At 68.2% G+C, this 17,200-nt stretch carries 10 protein-coding genes; 3 read left to right on the top strand and 7 right to left on the bottom strand.

Features of this window, described 5'->3' with window-relative positions:
- The 4 genes from NV382_RS18130 to NV382_RS18145 form a co-directional block, all read right to left on the bottom strand.
- The gene (locus tag NV382_RS18130) at positions 1-1,143 is read right to left on the bottom strand and encodes a fumarylacetoacetate hydrolase family protein (RefSeq protein ID WP_260598181.1); all 1,143 of its coding nucleotides are present in this window, start codon (positions 1,141-1,143) and stop codon (positions 1-3) included.
- 12 nt (positions 1,144-1,155) lie between these two features.
- A complete protein-coding gene (locus NV382_RS18135; RefSeq protein ID WP_260598183.1) occupies positions 1,156-3,273 on the bottom strand; it encodes a GDSL-type esterase/lipase family protein in 2,118 nt (705 codons plus the stop codon).
- Between the two features lie 190 nt (positions 3,274-3,463).
- Complete coding sequence (locus tag NV382_RS18140; RefSeq protein ID WP_260598184.1) at positions 3,464-5,119, bottom strand: glycoside hydrolase family 43 protein; 1,656 nt, start codon at positions 5,117-5,119, stop codon at positions 3,464-3,466.
- Between the two features lie 14 nt (positions 5,120-5,133).
- Positions 5,134-7,200, bottom strand: a complete 2,067-nt coding sequence (locus tag NV382_RS18145) for an alpha-glucuronidase family glycosyl hydrolase (protein WP_260600475.1) — start codon at positions 7,198-7,200, stop codon at positions 5,134-5,136.
- 183 nt (positions 7,201-7,383) lie between these two features.
- Here NV382_RS18145 and NV382_RS18150 point away from each other — a divergent pair, with 183 nt between their 5' ends.
- The 3 genes from NV382_RS18150 to putA all read left to right on the top strand — a co-directional run bounded on the left by NV382_RS18150 (position 7,384) and on the right by putA (position 14,016).
- Positions 7,384-9,774, top strand: a complete 2,391-nt coding sequence (locus NV382_RS18150) for a glycoside hydrolase family 3 N-terminal domain-containing protein (protein ID WP_418066802.1) — start codon at positions 7,384-7,386, stop codon at positions 9,772-9,774.
- Positions 9,775-9,859: 85 nt separating this feature from the next.
- Positions 9,860-10,867 carry an aldo/keto reductase gene (locus NV382_RS18155; RefSeq protein WP_260598188.1) on the top strand — a complete coding sequence of 336 codons (1,008 nt, stop codon included), beginning with the start codon at positions 9,860-9,862 and terminating at the stop codon, positions 10,865-10,867.
- 50 nt (positions 10,868-10,917) lie between these two features.
- The gene (gene putA, locus NV382_RS18160) at positions 10,918-14,016 is read left to right on the top strand and encodes a bifunctional proline dehydrogenase/L-glutamate gamma-semialdehyde dehydrogenase PutA (protein ID WP_260598190.1); all 3,099 of its coding nucleotides are present in this window, start codon (positions 10,918-10,920) and stop codon (positions 14,014-14,016) included.
- Positions 14,017-14,204: 188 nt separating this feature from the next.
- Here putA and kynU read toward each other — a convergent pair whose 3' ends face one another.
- From kynU to leuD, 3 genes are read right to left on the bottom strand one after another with little or no spacing between them, the layout of a single operon-like run.
- Positions 14,205-15,458, bottom strand: coding sequence for a kynureninase (kynU, locus tag NV382_RS18165; protein ID WP_260598191.1), 1,254 nt, complete (start codon positions 15,456-15,458; stop codon positions 14,205-14,207).
- Entirely contained in the window at positions 15,448-16,449 is a 1,002-nt protein-coding gene (locus tag NV382_RS18170; protein ID WP_260598192.1) for an NADPH:quinone oxidoreductase family protein, read from the bottom strand. Before NV382_RS18170 ends, kynU begins: the two co-directional genes overlap by 11 nt.
- Complete coding sequence (leuD, locus tag NV382_RS18175; RefSeq protein ID WP_260598193.1) at positions 16,412-17,041, bottom strand: 3-isopropylmalate dehydratase small subunit; 630 nt, start codon at positions 17,039-17,041, stop codon at positions 16,412-16,414. Before leuD ends, NV382_RS18170 begins: the two co-directional genes overlap by 38 nt.
- Positions 17,042-17,200: the final 159 nt, after the last annotated feature.

Below are 17,200 nucleotides of genomic sequence, written 5' to 3' on the forward strand. Positions count from 1 at the left end.
TCAGGCGGAGAGCAGGCCGCGGCCGGCGAGATTGCGCATCAGCGCGGTGGCGCCGAATGCCCATGGCGGAGCGGCCTTGGAGGTGGTGACGACATTGATCAGCCGTCCGAGCCCCGGCGTGGCGATCGAGACGGTGTCGCCGATCTTGTGCGTGAAGCCGCGGCCGGGTTCGTCGCGGTCCTTGGTCGGCGCGAACAGGGTGCCGAGGAACAGCACGAAGCCATCGGGATATTGATGCTCGCTCAGCGCCTGGCGGACGAGTTCGAGCGGATCGCGGCTGATCTGGTCCATCGAGCTGACCCCGTCCAGCACATAGCCGTCGGTGCCTTCGATGCGCAGCGTCACCTGCGCGCGGCGGACATCGTCGATCGTGAACGCATCGTCGAACAGGCGGACGAACGCGCCCAGCGCGCAGGACGCATTATTGTCCTTGGCCTTGCCCAGCAGCAGCGCGGAGCGGCCCTCGAAATCGCGCAGGTTGACGTCGTTGCCGATCGTCGCGCCGACCACAGTGCCGTCCGCGGCGACGAGCAGCACGATTTCGGGCTCCGGGTTGTTCCAGGTGGAATCCGAACGCACGCCGATCTCGGCACCCCAGCCGACCGTCGACAGCGGCGGCCCCTTGGTGAAGATCTCCGCATCGGGGCCGATCGCGACCTCCAGATATTGCGACCACAGGCCTTCCTCGATCAGCACGGTCTTGAGTTCGGCGGCTTCGGGCGTACCCGGCGCGACGCGGGCCAGCCCGCCGCCGATGCGATCCTCCAGCCGGCCACGCACCGCGGCAGCGGCGCTGGCATCGCCGCGCGCGCGTTCCTCGATCACGCGTTCCAGCGCCGAGGTGGCAAAGGTGACACCCGCTGCCTTCACGCATTGAAAGTCGATCGGGCTGAGCAGGCGCGGCGAGCCGCCCGGCGACAGGCCGAGCGTGGCGAGATCGCCGAGGGGTTCGCCGGCGCCCGGATCGAACGCGCGCAGGGCGACGAGTTCGGCCACGGTGGGCGCGACCATCGCCATGTCGTGCGCGATGCCGTCCGCGACGAGGATCGGGGTCGGCCCGTCACCACGGTCGATACGGCCAAGCCAGCGCCCGGTGCGCCAATCGGGACCGAGCGCGTCGGCAGGATCGAAAGCGAAGGTCATGGGAAACTCCGGTCAGCTGCACAGGCCGGCGGGCGGGCCGGCAAGCGCGGGGGTGGCAGGCGGCCCGGCCAACGACGGCGTCGTGCCGGGCAACGACAGATCGACTGCCGCGGCATAATAGGGATCGGCCTCGGCCTCCGCCAGCGTGATGAAGCGAAAGCCCATCTCGCGGTAGAGGTCGAGCAGGCGCGGCAGCATGTGCGCATCGAACGCGCCGACATGCATCAACAGCACGTAGGGTATGTCTCGGCCGACCTGCGCCTTGGCGCGGGCGCGCGAGGCCAAGGCGGCGGCACGGGCATCGGCGAGGAAGCCTGCCTCCAGCCGCGCGATCGCCGCCGCGTCGCGCTTGGCGACGCAGGCGGTGTACGGCGCGTTCCAGGCGAAGTCGCCGAAGCTCATTGTCACGGCCGCCGCGCGGTAGCCGCGCGCCTTCAAGTCGGCGCGTGCGGCATCGCGGACGGCAGGCGTGCCGCCTTCTGACAGGAACGGACAGCGGAACCAGTGCCAGTCCGTGCCCTTGGCTGCGGCAGCAAGGGGGGCCTCGTTGCGCGCGACGTCCGCGGCGAAGGTGGCAGCGCCGATCTGGTCGAGATTGCCGTGCGTATAGCTGTGGTTGCCAAGCGGCAGCCCGGCGGCGCGCCACGCGGCAGTCGCCTGCGCCGCATCGGCCGGATCGTCCAGCCCGAAGCCGGCATTGAGGAAGCCGAACGCCGGTGCCTTTGCTGCGGCGAGCGCGGTAGCGATGCGGCCGATCACGTCCTTGCGCGTCTCGCCGGGAAGTAACGGGCCGTGTGCGGGTATGTCGTCGAAGGTGAAGGCAATGGCGGGCCGCTGATCGGTGGCCGGGCCGACCGGCTGGCGGGCGACGGCGCCCAGCATCGGTGCGGTGGTGCGTGACTTGAACAGGTCGAGCGGTACGGCGGCGCCCATCACGCGATAGCCCGCCTCCGAGGGGTGGAGGTGGTCGCCCGAATCCAGAGCGGGTGCGAGGCGATCGGGGCGGACGGGATCGCGCATCACCGCGTCGAAATCGATCACAGCATCGAACGCGCCGGAGCTGCGGATGAAGCGGTTGATCGCCTGGCGATCGGCTTCCGAAGCGGGGCCGGCATGGTAATAATCGTTGCCGACGAACGGCATCACCGTGCCGCCGATCACCTTGATGCCGTGCGCATGCGCGCGGGCGACGATCTGGCGGTAGCCGGCGGTGACCTGCGCGACGATCGCCGCGTGCTGCGCGGGCGTGGCGGGTGCGTCGCGGGTGAGCACGCCGAGATCGTTGATGCCCTCCAGCACGATCGCCCAGCGCACGCCGCTGCGCGCGATCACGTCGCGATCGAACCGCGCGAGCAGGTTTGGCCCGACTCCGTCGAGCAGCACGCGGTTGCCGCCGATGCCGGTATTGACCAATCCGATGCCGCGCGTGGCGGCGTTGCTGCGCAAGCGGGCGGCGAGGATGTCGGGCCAGCGCGTATTGCGATCGGGCGTTACGCCGTAGCCGTCGGTGATCGAATCACCGATCGTCACGACCGTGCCGGTGCTGCCTGGACCGGAAACTTCGACATCAGCCAGCGCATACCAATGCGTGGTCGGCACGGCGCCAGTGAGCGCCGCATCGGCGACGTGATCGCCGGCGAGCGTGAAGCCGGTCGCTCGGGCGCCGGGATGACCGGTCTGCGGCACTGCCGCTTCGGGCAGGTACAGGCTGACCGCGAGATCTAATCCCGGCGCGATTGGCATGGCGACCGGATCGGCATAGAGTTCAGCGCCGGCCGGGATCACCGCGGTTGGACGGCCGGCAAAGGTCATGCGGGCGCCCGCGGCGATACGCGCCGTGCCCGGCGCCACGGCGCGGGCGACATGCGCCCCGCCGATGACGAGCGGGCGGGTGCCGAAGGCGTTGGAGAGCCGGATGCGCACCGTGTCGCCACCGGCAGAAAGCCGCACGATTTGTCGCAACGTCACGGCCCCGGCGCGATCGGGTGCAAGCGCATTATCGCCATCGGCGATCATCTGCGCCGATCCCCAGCTCGCGATCCAATGGGCCGGGCGCGCGTTCGTAGTGCGTGCATCGGCGCCGCCCGCTAGCAAGGCCAGGCCGATCAGCGCGGAGTGCCACAGCCGCATCGTTCATCCACTCCTGGTTTTCGTTAGCGCTATCACTACCGTCATTGCCGGACCGATCGCAAGCGCTCTTGGTGGCTGGCTGATCACGTGTGGGGGGCGGGTGCGCATCGGACCAGAGCCGCGTTGATGCGTGCGCTTAAATTGGTTCTCGCCGTGGAAATCACGTTGGTGTGTTCGGTGAATCCGCCTGTCATTGATTCCACGCATAGGGGCCGATGATGGTGCCGACGAAACCGCCGGCGCGTTCGGTGCTGAGGAAGCTCGCGTCGAGGTCCGCCTTTAGCGTGCGGCGCTGCTGGCCGATGCGGTAGTCGAACGCCATGGTGCCGCCATCGGCGCGGATGGTGAGTGTTACCGGGCCTCGAACCGGGAGCGGTGCCGAGGCGACCAGCGTGTCGGTCTTTGTCTTGTCGCGTGTGTAGAGGGCGATTCGCGGCGCTCCGGCGGTGCGGGTGACGCCGAAGAACAGGAACGAGTCGTCGCTTTGCATCGCGGCCAGGCCGGCACGGTCGCCGTCCTGGTCGGGCACGTAATCGAGCAATGTCGTGATGGTCGCGACATGGTGTTGCTGGCGGCGCCCGACAAACGCCGGCACGCCGGTGAGATCGCCGAGCGGTGCGCCACGCTCAAGGATGAGCGCGCCCTTTTCGAGCCGGTAGACGGGCGCATGCGGGGTGCGCACGCCGATCCACGCGAGCCCGAGCCGCGCGCCATCGAAGCTGTCGGTGTAGCGCAGGTCGCCACGCGCCGCTTCCGCGGAGCGTGGCTGGGGCGGCAGTTTGGGGCGCGGCGCGACGAACGGGATCGGCGTGCCGGCGGGCAGGATATGCGGCCAGCCATCGCGCCAGGTGACCGGCAGCAGGAAGGTTTCCCGCCCGATATTGTACTGGCCGCCGCGATAGGGGCGGGTGGCGAGGAAGGTCGCCCACCAATCGCCGGCCTGCGTCTGCACGAACTTGGCGTGGCCGGCCGAGGTAACGGGGTGGGGGCGAGTGGCGGCGAGGCTACGCTGGCTGAGGATCGGATTGCCGGGGTAGGGCACGAACGGCCCGCGCGGGGAGGGGGCGCGGAACACGACTTCCGAATGGTTGTCGCCGGTGCCGCCTTCCGCCGCGATCAGGTAATAGAAGCCATCACGCTTGAGCAGGTGCGGTCCCTCGATCCAGGACGGCTTGGTGGAGATGTCGACGCCCCCATTGACGATCTGCGTACGCGGGCCGACCAGCTTCTTCGCGCGCCAGTCGAATTGCTGCACCCAGATCGCACGGTGCCCATCATAGCGCGGCGGTTCGTTCGGCGGACCGTTATTCACGATCCAGGCCGTGTCGCCCTCCCAGAAGATCGAGGGATCGATGCCGTCGAAATCCAGCCACACCGGGTCCGACCAGGGGCCGGCCGGGTTGGTCGCGGTGATCAGGAAATTGCCGCGGCAATCGACGCAGGTGTTGACGATGTAGAAGGTGCCGGCATGTGCGGAGATGTCGGGCGCGAACACGCCGCGCGACGTGCCGAGCCCGGAGAAGTCGAGCTGGCTCGGGCGGTTGATGGCGTTGCCGATCTGCGTCCAGCTGACCAGGTCCCTGGAGTGGAAGATCGGCAGACCGGGGAAGTGCGCGAAGGATGAATTGACGAGGTAATAATCGTCGCCAACGCGCGTGATCGAGGGATCGGGGTGATAGCCCGCCAGGATGGGGTTGCGATAGTCACCCGGGCCCGCCACCGCGCGTTCCTGCGCGCGGCCGTCATAATCGAAGCGCTCGAAGCGGGCGGGACCGCCTTGGGCCGCGCTTGCCACTGCGGCGGACAGGGCCGCGGCGAGCAGGCGCTGGCAGTACTTGGGATCCATGTGCTGTCCTTTCGTCATTGCGGGTTGCCGGGGGCGTCCGGGAAGCTCAGCGCCTTGTACCAGGCGAGATCATGCTCGGGCGGCGCGCTGCCCGGCGGGAGCGGAAGCTGGTTGAGCGACATCCAATAGGCCAGGCTGGCATCGCGCCACCAACGTGCTTCGCGCGCCTGCACCGCCAGCAGCGTGGCGGTCTTTTGCCAGCGTTCGGCATCGATGCGCGGCTCGAGCGCGGCCCAGCGGCGCTGCATGTCGGCGACGGTGGCGACGCCGCGATCGTAGCGCTGGACCAGTTCCTCCCACACCGTGCGCCCCGTCGACAGGCGGTAGTCCCAGCGCAGGTGGTGAAACCACAGCAATTCGGTAAGCGGCGTCTTTGCCGGATCGCTATAGGCGCGCGCCAGCCGCGGCGCGTACTGCGCGACGGCGTTGCTCCCGGTCTTCGTCCGGTCGAAGCCGATGCCCTCGTGGTCGCCGCGGTGATAATAGACGGGGTTCCATTCCGGACGTGCGAGGTCCGATACCCACGGGCCGGGCCCGTAATGATGCCCGGTGGCCATCAGGTGCGCGAGGCCCAGCGGGCCGGTGTAATCGACCACCGCCTCGCGCGATCCCGCCATAATCGGGATGATCGCATCGACGAGAGCGGGGTCGCTGCCGAAGGTCTGCTCCACCCATTCGCGGGCGATGTCCCGGGATGACAGCGCAGGATCCCACGCCAGGCGACCGAACGCGTACCAGTTTGCCTGGTTGAAGCTCGATCCGCTCCAGTCGCGATCGTCGCCGATATTGGCGACGCCGGCCATGCCGCTTATGCCGTGATGCTCGGCCGCCCCGCTGACGACGCTGCCGACCGTCTCGCCACGCCGCGCGCCGGTCTGGGCATCCAGCACTTCCTCGAACAGCGGGCCGAGATAGGCGAGGTGGCTGGCGAACCCGAGATATTCCTTGGTGATCTGGAATTCGATCATCAGCGGCGTCTTGGGAATCGCGCCGAACAGCGGGTGGAACGGCTCGCGCGGCTGGAAGTCGATCGCGCCGTTCTTTACCTGCACGATGACGTTGTCGGCGAACTTGCCGTCGAGCGGCTTGAACTCGGCATAAGCCTGCTTGGCGCGGTCTTGCGGATCGGTATCGGCATAGACGAAGGCGCGCCACATCACGATGCCGCCGTGCGGCTTCACAGCGGCGGCGAGCATGTTGGCGCCGTCCGCATGGCTGGCGCCGTAATCGCGCGGGCCCGGCTGGCCTTCGCTGTTCGCCTTGACCAGGAAGCCGCCAAAATCGGGGATAGCGCGGTAGATTTCGTCGGACTTGGCGCGCCACCAGGCGGCGACGGCGGGATCGCGCGGGTCGGCGGTCTTCAACCCACCAAGCTCGATCGGGGCGGAAAAGCGGGCCGAGAGGTAGACCTTGATGCCGTACGGTCGGAAGATATCGGCCAGTGCCGCGGCCTTGGCGATGTAGCGCGGGGTGAGGCTGATCGCCTTGGCGTTGACGTTGTTCAGCACCGTGCCGTTGATGCCGATCGACGCGTTGGCACGGGCATAATCGGTGTAGCGCGGGTCTTTCAGCTCGGGCAGCGACCACCAGTCCCATAGCGAGCGACCGGCATAGCCGCGCTCCACCACGCCATCCAGATTATCCCAATGATCGAGGATGCGCAGCTTCACGGCCGGGCTGGAGCTGAGCGAGACGCGCTCGATCGACGCGCCGGTGGCCAGATGGCGCAGCAAGGCGAACGTTCCGTACAGCAGGCCGCGATCGGTGTTGCCGGTAACCAAAGTAACAGAGCGGCCGGCTACGGTCGCACGACGCACCAGATAGCCTTCGTCCCCGAGCTGCGCGGTCGGCAGCCGCAATTCGGCGAGCCGGGGATCGCCGGCCGGCGCGAGCATCACCGGCCCGGCGCCGGCGGGCAAGCCGCGCCGTAGCTCCGCTGCCGCTGCTGCCAGCACCGGTGTCGCCGGCGCGGCGTCGATCTCGCTCGTGGCGGTGACCGCGGGATAGCGCATCCACAGCCGGTAGCCGTCTTCGGCCGAACCCGGCGCGGCGCAGGCCGCGATCGCGGTGGCGACAAGCATCGGCAACACATGCGCTCGCCACCGTCGTCCGCTCCTCATCCTGCCTCCTCCTCCCCGGTCGGCATTGACAAGCCTTTACCGTGTTTGCGAATGGTATCGCTATCACGGCGACGGCAACGGAAGCAATGTCGCGCCGCTCACGGCAGAGGAACGACGATGAACGATCACTCGGTAACCGACGATATGGTCGCGTCCATTTCCGCCAATCCATCGCGGCGCAATCTACTGCGCTGGTCGGGTGCCGCCTCGCTGCTGGCGTTCACGCCCGCCGCCGTGCGCGCCGCGGCACCGTCGCTGTACAAGGATCCGCGCGCGCCGGTCGACCTGCGCGTCCGCGACCTGATGGCGCGCATGACGCTGGACGAGAAGGTGGCGCAGCTGATCACACTGTCACAGCGCAAGCGCGACGTGATGAACGAGGCGCTCGCCTTCGATCCCGCGCGCGCCACCACGGCCTATCCCGATGGCATCGGCCAGATCGCGCGCCCGTCCGACCGCGGCGGGGCGGCGACCTTGGCCAATACCGGCACCGACGTCACCGGCCGCTGGCGCAAGCCCGCCGACACGATCGCCTTCGTCAATGCCGGCCAGGCTTGGTCGCGCACCACCCGGCTCGGCATCCCGATCCTGTTCCACGAGGAAGCGCTGCACGGCTATATGGCGCCCGAGGCGACGAGCTTTCCGCAGGCGATCGCCATCGCCGGATCGTTCGACCGCGACCTGGCGGAGCGGATCAACACGGTGATCGGGCGCGAGGTGCGCGCGCATGGCACGGTGCTGGCGCTGTCGCCGGTCGTCGATATCGCACGTGACCCGCGATGGGGACGGATCGAGGAGACGTTCGGCGAGGATCCCTATCTGTGTGGCGAGATGGGCGTGGCCGCGGTGCGCGGGCTGCAGGGGGAGGGCAAGACGCTGGCGCCCGGCAAGGTCTTCGCGACACTCAAACACATGACCGGGCACGGCCAGCCAGAAAGCGGCGAGAATGTCGCGCCCGCGCCGATCGCCGAACGCGAGCTGCGCGAACGCTTCTTCCCGCCGTTCCGCAAGGTCGTGGCGCAGACCGGGATCGGCGCGGTGATGCCGTCGTATAACGAGATCGACGGCGTGCCGAGCCATGCCAACCGCTGGCTGCTGGGCGATGTGCTGCGTGGCGAATGGGGCTTCGACGGCGCAATCGTCAGCGATTATGCCGCGATCGGCGAACTGGCGACGTTGCACCACATCGCCGCCGATCTGGATGGCGCAGCGCGGCTCGCTTTGCTCGCCGGCGTGGACAGCGACCTGCCCGATGGACAGGCATTTCGGGGGCTGGCCGATCAGGTGCGGGCAGGCAAGGTGGCACAAGCGGCGGTCGATGAAGCGTGCCGCCGCATGCTGACGATGAAGTTCCGCGCCGGTTTGTTCGAGGAAAAGCCGATCGACACGCGTGCCGCGGCGCGGCTGACCGCCAATGCCGAGGCGCTGTCGCTTGCCCGCGAGGCCGCGCACAAGTCGATCGCGCTGCTGGTCAACGACGGCATCCTCCCGCTGACGCCAGGGGCGCACAAGCGCGTTGCAGTGATCGGTCCCAATGCGGCCGTCGCACGGCTGGGCGGCTATTCGTCGCTGCCGAAGAACCCGGTGTCGTTGCTGGAGGGCGTGCGCGCCCATCTCGGCAGCAAGGCGGAGGTGGGGCATGCGCAAGGCGTGTTCATCACCCAGAGCGAGGATCGCTCGGCCAACGAAGTGTTGCTGGCCGATGCCGAGAAGAACCGCGCGCTGATTGCCGAGGCCGTGGACGTGGCGAAGACCGCCGACGTGATCCTGCTGGCGATCGGCGATACGGAACAGACCAGCCGCGAGGGCTATGCCAAGAACCATCTCGGCGACCGCACGGGGCTCGATCTGCTCGGCGAGCAGAACGATCTGTTCCGCGCGATGAAGGCGACGGGCAAGCCGGTCGTCGTGGTCGCGATCAACGGCCGGCCGCCGTCCTGGCCGACCGTCGCAGCCGGCGCCAATGCGCTGCTCGAATGCTGGTATGCGGGGCAGGAGGGCGGTCATGCCATCGCCGACGTCCTGTTCGGGGCGGTCAATCCGGGCGCCAAGCTGCCGGTGACCGTGGCACGCCATGTCGGGCAGCTGCCGGTCTTCTACGATGCCAAGCCCTCCGCACGGCGCGGCTATCTGTTCGATACTACCGACCCGTTGTTCCCGTTCGGCTTCGGGCTCAGCTATACCAGCTTCACGCTGTCCGCCCCGCGCCTGTCGGCGCCGCGGATCGGCGCGGGTGCGTCGGTCACGGTGGAGGTGGATGTCACCAATACCGGCCAGCGCAGCGGCGACGAGGTGGTGCAAGTGTACGTCCATGATCGCGTCGCATCGGTCACGCAGCCGATCAAGGCGTTAAAAGGCTTCGAGCGCGTGACCTTGAAGCCCGGCGAGCGGCGCACGGTAAGGCTGACACTCGGCCCGGATGCGTTCACGCTGTGGAACATCGACATGAAGGAAGTGGTCGAACCCGGCATGTTCGACATCACGACCGGGCCGAACAGCCGCGACCTGCAGACCGTTCAGCTGGAGATCGCCTGAGCGGATGCCGCGTTGACATGACGGGCGCGAGATGGGCAACCGGCCGCTACAGTGCGGCCGATGCCGCACGCCCCGGAGATCGACGATGACCCTGCCCACCCGCCAGATCGGCCCGTTCACCGTCTCCGCGATCGGGCTCGGCTGCATGAACCTCAGCCACGCTTATGGCGTGCCGCCGGGCGAGGCCGAGGGCATCGCCTTGCTCAACCGCGCGCTCGATCTCGGCTGCACCTTCCTCGATACCGCGGCGTTGTACGGGCAGGGCAATAACGAACGGCTGCTGGGCAAGGCAGTCATGCATCGCCGCAGCGCGTTCACGCTCGCCAGCAAGTGCGTGCTCGACATGATCGACGGCAAGCGCGCGCTGGATGGCAGCCCGGCCGCAATCGCGCGGACGCTGGATGCCGCGCTGCAGCGTCTGGGCACCGATCATATCGATCTCTATTACCTCCACCGGCTCGACCGGGGCGTGCCGATCGAGGAGTCGATCGGGGCGCTGGTCCGCGCCAAGGAAGCGGGCAAGATCGGCGCGCTGGGCGTGAGCGAAATGTCCGCCGCCACGATCCGGCGCGCGCATGCGGTGCATCGGCTCGCCGCGGTGCAGACCGAATATTCGCCCTGGGTGCGCAATGCGGAAATCGCCGTGCTCGACGCCTGCCGCGATCTGGGCATCGGCTTCGTCGCCTTCTCGCCCGTCGCGCGGGGTTTCCTCGCCGGCGCAGTACGGTCGGCAGATTATGCCGCGGGCGACATCCGCGCGCTGATGCCGCGTTTCGTGGAGCCGGCCTTGTCGCGCAATCTGGCGCTGGCGGCGCGCTTCGATGCGGTCGCCGCCGAGCTCGGCTGCACGCCGGCGCAATTGTCGCTCGGCTGGGTGCTGTCGCGCGGCGACGATGTCGTGCCGATTCCCGGCACCGGCAATATCGCGCATCTCGAGGAGAACCTGGCCGCGGCGACGATGTCGTTCGATGCCGGCGCGCTGGTGACGGTGGATGCGATCTTTGCCGAGGGGGCGGTGGCGGGAAACCGCTATCCCCCTGCCATGCAGGCGCAGATCGATACCGAGACCTATGCGGATGAAATCGCCCCCTGATCCGGCCGCAGGGGTTTATTTCCGGGGCGGCGCACACGATAGAGACTGGCATGTCCACTGTCCTTTCGCCGGCTCTCAGCCGCGCCGCCGTTCACGCCGCCTATCGCATGGACGAGGAACTGTGCGTCGCGGAGCGGCTCACCGAAGCCGCCGCATCACCGGCGGAACTCGTCGCCACCGAGATGCTGGCGCGTACCCTGGTCCAGGGCGTGCGGGCGCGGGGCGAGGGCAATGCCGTCGACAGCCTGCTGCAAAGCTATGCCCTGTCGACCGAGGAAGGCATCGCGCTGATGTGCCTGGCCGAGGCCTTGTTGCGCATTCCCGATGCGGCGACGCGCGACCGGCTAATCGCGGACAAGATCGGCGGCAAGGAATGGAGCGCCAATCTCGGCCGCTCGCAATCCTTGTTCGTCAATGCCTCGACCTTCGGGTTGATGCTGACCGGCAGCGTGGTGACGCTGAACGATGTGGACGATTGGGCGTCGATCGCGCGCCGTGCCGTCACCCGGCTGGGCAAGCCGGTGATTCGTCGTGCCCTGTTCGAGGGCATGCGCATCCTGGGTCATCACTTCGTGTTCGGGCGGACGATCGGCGAGGGCCTGAAGCGCGGCGCGAGCGGGCGCGAGACGCATTCGTTCGACATGCTGGGCGAAGCGGCGCGCACGCAGGCCGATGCCGACTTCTATTTTGCGGCCTATAAGGGCGCGATCGCCGCTGTCGGCCAGGCACGGCGGCCGGGCGAGGTCGAGTCGGTCGATGGCGTGTCGGTCAAGCTTTCCGCGCTGCATCCGCGCTACGAATGGGCGCAGCGCGACCGCGTGATGGCGGAGATGCTGCCGCGGCTGCGCGAACTGACCGCGGCGGCGAGTGCCGCCGACATCTGCCTCGCGATCGATGCGGAGGAGGCCGACCGGCTCGATCTGTCGATGGACCTGATCGAGGCGCTGGTGGCGGACGATGCGCTGTTCGGGAATGGCTGGCGTGGCTTCGGCATCGTCATTCAGGCGTATCAGAAGCGCGCCGTGCCGATGGTCGACTGGACCGTGGCGCTGGCGCGGGCGCACGGCCGGCGGATCATGGTGCGGCTGGTGAAGGGCGCCTATTGGGACAGCGAGATCAAGGCGACGCAGGTCGGCGGCTATACCGACTATCCGGTGTTCACGCGTAAATCGTCGACCGACGTCTCCTATCTTGCGGCGGCACGGCGCCTGCTGGCGGCGAACGATACGATCTATTCGGGCTTCGCTACGCACAATGCCGCGAGCATCGCCGCGATCAAGGCGATGGCCGGCGACACGCCGTTCGAATTCCAGCGCCTGCACGGCATGGGCGAGGAATTGTACGACGTCCTACGCGGCACGGAAGGCAATGCGCCGACTTCGGTGCGCATCTACGCGCCGGTCGGGGGGCACAAGGAATTGCTCGCTTATCTCGTACGCCGCCTGCTGGAAAACGGCGCCAATGCCTCGTTCGTCAACCGGCTGGCCGATGCCGATCTGCCGGTCAAGGCGTTGATCGATCATCCGGTCGAGACGACCGCGGCGCTGGCGCTGCGGCGTAACCCGCGCATCCCGTTGCCGCGCGATCTGTTCGCACCGTCGCGGGAGAATTCCGCCGGCATCGACCTGTCCGATCCGCTGGTGCGCGAGCCGCTGATGCAGCGGCTGTCGGCGCTCGATCAGCGTCATTCCAGTGCCGTGCCGATGATCGGGGAGCGGCGGATGGGGGGCAAGGTGGTGCCGGTGACGGCGCCGTTCCACCGCAGCATCACCGTCGGATCGGTGGCCGAGGCGACGCCCGAGGCAGTAGACGCGGCAGTCGAACTGGCGCGTGCCGCGCAACCCGAGTGGAACCAGAGCGGCGTCGAGCGGCGGGCGACGGCGCTCGACGCCGCGGCCGACCTGTACGAAGCGCACACCGACGAACTGCTGTCGCTGTGCATTCGCGAGGCGGGCAAGACCTTGCCGGATGCGATCGCGGAAGTCCGCGAGGCGGTCGATTTCCTGCGTTACTATGCCGCCGAAGCGCGCCGGCAATTCGCCCCGGCCGAGCCGCTGCCGGGCCCCACGGGCGAGGCGAACACGCTGACGCTGCACGGGCGCGGCATCATCGCGGCGATCAGCCCGTGGAACTTCCCGCTCGCCATCTTCACCGGTCAGGTTGCCGCTGCGCTGGCCGCCGGCAATGCGGTGATCGCCAAGCCGGCGGGCCAGACGCCGCTGATCGCCGCGCGCGCGGTGGAACTGATGCGCGAGGGCGGGGTGCCCGCCGATATCCTGCATCTAATGCCCGGCGGGGGTGAGATCGGCGCGGCGCTGGTCGCGCATACCGGCATCGCCGGCGTGGTGTTCACCGGATCGACGCGCACCGCACGCGCGATCAACCTGACGCTGGCGCAGCGCGACGGGCCGATCGTGCCGCTGATCGCCGAAACCGGCGGCCAGAATGCGATGATCGTCGATAGCTCGGCCTTGCCGGAGCAGGTCACCCGCGACGTGGTGCAATCGGCGTTCCAGAGCGCCGGGCAGCGCTGCTCGGCGCTCCGCGTGCTGTTCGTGCAGGAGGATGTCGCGGACTCGACGCTGGAGATGATCGCCGGCGCGATGCGCGCGCTGACCGTCGGCGATCCGCGGCTGCTGTCGACCGATATCGGGCCGGTGATCGATGCAGCCGCGCGCCAGTCGCTCGAGGAACATGCGACCGCGCTGGCGGATGCCAGGCTGTACACGCTGCCGATCCCCGAAATCGGCGATTTCGTCGCGCCAGCGGCGTTCGCCATCCCGGCCATCTCGGTGCTCGACAAGGAGAATTTCGGGCCGCAGCTGCACGTGGTGCGCTTCCCGGCTGATGGGCTGGACGATGTGATCGATGCGATCAACGCCACCGGCTTCGGGCTGACGCTGGGCATCCACAGCCGCATCGACACGACCATCGATCGCGTCGTGGCGCGTGCGCGGGTCGGCAACATCTATGTCAACCGGAACCAGATCGGTGCCGTGGTGGGCAGCCAGCCGTTCGGCGGCGAAGGGCTGTCGGGCACCGGACCGAAGGCGGGCGGGCCGCATTATCTCGCGCGGTTTGCGACGGAGCGGACGTTGTGCGTGGATACGACTGCCGCTGGCGGGAATGCGACCTTGCTGGCGAGTTAAGACGGGGCTGCGGTAAAGGTATCGGCGCAAGCCAAGCCGTCACCCGGACTTGTTCCGGGGTCCACCAAGCGGCTTGCTGTGCGGATCGTGCCTTGAGCGCAGAGCGTGCGGCACGGTGGACCCCGGAACAAGTCCGGGGTGACGGTCAGGGGCTGCAGGCGTACGCCAAGGGGCGGGATGCGCCCGCCTTATGTCACCGCCGCGCGTTTGCGGAACTCCGGGGCGTCCCAGGCGCCGCTCGCCAGCACGTCGGCCAGGATGTCGACGGCGCGCCATACGTCTTCATAGCCGACATAGAGCGGCGTGAAGCCAAAGCGCAGGATATCGGGGGCGCGGAAATCGCCGATTAGGCCGCGGGCGATCAGCGCCTGCATTACCGGATAGCCGTCCGCATGCTCGAACGACACGTGGCTGCCGCGGGCCTCCGCATCGCGTGGTGTCGCGAGCGTCAAGCCGTGGCCGGCGCAGCGCGTCTCAACCAGGTCGATGAACAGCGTGGCGAGCGCGCGCGACTTGGCGAACAGCGCCGGGCGGTCGGCTTCGAGAAACAGGTCGATGCCGGTCTCCAGCGCCGCCATGCCGATCACCGGGGGCGTGCCGCACAGGAAGCGGTTCATGCCCTGTCCGGCGGCATAATCGTCGCCGAAGTCGAACGGGGCGGCATGGCCCATCCAGCCGGTCAGCGGCGAGTGCAAGGCCGCCTGGTGGCGATCGGCGACGAACAGGAAGGCGGGCGCGCCGGGGCCGCCGTTCAGATATTTGTAGCCGCACCCGATCGCGAGGTCGGCGCCGCAACCGTTCAGGTCGAGCTCGACCGCGCCCACGCTGTGGCTGAGATCCCAGAGCATTAGCGCGCCCGCGGCCTGCGCCGCCGCGGTCATCGCCGCCATGTCGAACCGCGCACCGCTCTTGTAGTGCACGTGCGTCAGCACCACGACCGCGACATCCGCATCGATCGCCGCGGCGATGTCGTCACGGGGTACGGTGCGCAGTTCCACGTCGGGCAGCAGGGCGGCGACGCCTTGCGCGACGTACAGGTCGGTCGGGAAATTGCCCGGCTCGGACAGGATCACGCGCCGGCCGGGCCGCGCCTGGCATGCCGCCACCAGCAGCTTGAACAGGTTGACCGACGTCGAATCCGCCACCACGACTTCGTGCGGTGCGGCGCCGACGATCTGCGCGATCTTGCCGCCAACGCGCTGTGGCGCGCCGATCCAGTCGGCATCGTTCCAGCTGCGGATCAGCCCGCGGCCCCATTCGCCTGTGATCGTCTCGGCGATGCGGGCGGCGGTTGCTTTCGGCAGCGCGCCGAGCGAGTTGCCGTCGAGATAGATCGTGCCGTCCGGCAGCACGAAGCGGTCGCGGAAGTCACGCAACGGATCTGCCGCGTCGAGGCGCTGTGCCTCGGCCAGGGTAAGCGCCTGCGATTGGCTATGCGGCAACGTTGACCACCAGCTTCCCGATCGCCGCGCGGGCGGCCATCTTAGCGATCGCGTGGCCGCCGTCTTCGAACGCAAAGGTTTCGGTCACGCGGGGGGCTATCTTGCCCTCGGCCCATAGCCGGAAGAGATGATCGATGTGCGCGGCGTTGGCGCGGGGATCGCGCGCGGCGAAGGCGCCCCAGAACACGCCGCACACGTCGCACGACTTGAGCAAGGTGAGGTTGAGCGGCAGCTTGGGGATGCCGGCAGGGAAGCCGACGACGAGGTAGCGGCCTTCCCAGCCGATCGACCGGACCGCCGGTTCGGCATAGTCGCCGCCGACCGGATCGTAGATCACGTCGTACCCGGCCTTGCCGCCAGCTGACTTGAACTGTTCGGCCAGCGCCTTGCTCTGGTCGCGGTCGAACGGCGCGCGGGCGTAGAGGATCGTGTCGTCGGCGCCTGCTTGCTTGGCCGCGGCGGCTTTCTCGTCGGAGGAGACTGCCGCAACGACGCGTGCGCCGAAGGCCTTGCCGAGTTCGATCGCGGCCAGGCCGACGCCGCCGGCGGCACCGAGCACGAGCATGGTGTGGCCCTGTTTCAGGTGGCCGCGGTCGAGCAATGCGTGGATCGTGGTGGCGTAGGTCAGCAGCAATGCCGCGCCTTCGGCGAAGCTGCGGCCGTCGGGCAGCTTGTAGAGCTTGGCTGCCTCGACGACGACTTTCTCAACCAGCCCGCCATGCCCGACCATGCCGATCACCCGGTCGCCGACCTGCCATTCAGTCACGCCGTCGCCGACGCTGTCGACCACACCGGCGATCTCGCCGCCCGGCGCAAACGGGCGCTGCGGCTTGAACTGGTATTTGTCCTCGATGATCAGCACATCGGGATAGTTGATCGCGCAGGCCTTTACCGCCACCACCACCTGGCCCGCGCCAGCCATCGGATCGGGCAGTTCGTCAAGGACTAGAGTTTCAGGTCCGCCCGGCGCCGTCGACAAAAGTGCTCGCATGTGCCCGTTCTCCGCTCATCCACGGCCGGTGCTCGTTCACGCCGGCTTCGTAATTCGAAATCTGGGTATCTCTTGCCAGCGTCAGGCCGATCTCGTCCAGCCCTTCCATCAGGCATTGGCGGCGGAACGCGTCGAGCTCGAAGGGAAAGCGGTCCTGGAACGGGGTGGTGACCGTCAACATCTCGAGATCGACGGTGACCGTCTCGGTGCTGGCCACTTCGAGCAGCCGGTCGATCGCCGCCTGCGGCAGCACGACGGGGATGATGCCGTTCTTGAATGCGTTGCCCGAGAAGATGTCGGAGAAGCTGGGCGCGAGCACGGCGGCGATGCCCATGTCGCCAAGCGCCCAGGCGGCATGTTCGCGGCTGGAACCGCAGCCGAAATTGTCGCCGGCAATCAGGATCGGCGCGCCAGCATAACGGGGATCGTCGAAGATGTTGCCGGGATCGGCGCGCACCGTCTCGAACGCGCCCTTGCCCAGGCCATTGCGGGTGATCGTCTTCAGCCAGTGCGCCGGGATGATCACGTCGGTATCGATGTTCTTTGCGCCCCATGGATAGGCGCGGCCGGACACCTGCTTGACGGGGTTCATAACCGGGACCTTTTCGCGCTTGAAGTCTTCACCAATATCCGTTCGTCCTGAGTAGCGGCTGAGCCTGTCGAAGACCGCTACTCAGCAAGAACGGTTGAGTACATTACCGGGATCAGCGTCGCGCCGGGTGGCCCACCGCCGGAACACGTGCGGTCGCAG

The sequence above is a fragment of the Sphingomonas endolithica genome (genome assembly GCF_025231525.1).
In the GTDB taxonomy this organism is placed as follows: domain Bacteria; phylum Pseudomonadota; class Alphaproteobacteria; order Sphingomonadales; family Sphingomonadaceae; genus Sphingomonas; species Sphingomonas endolithica.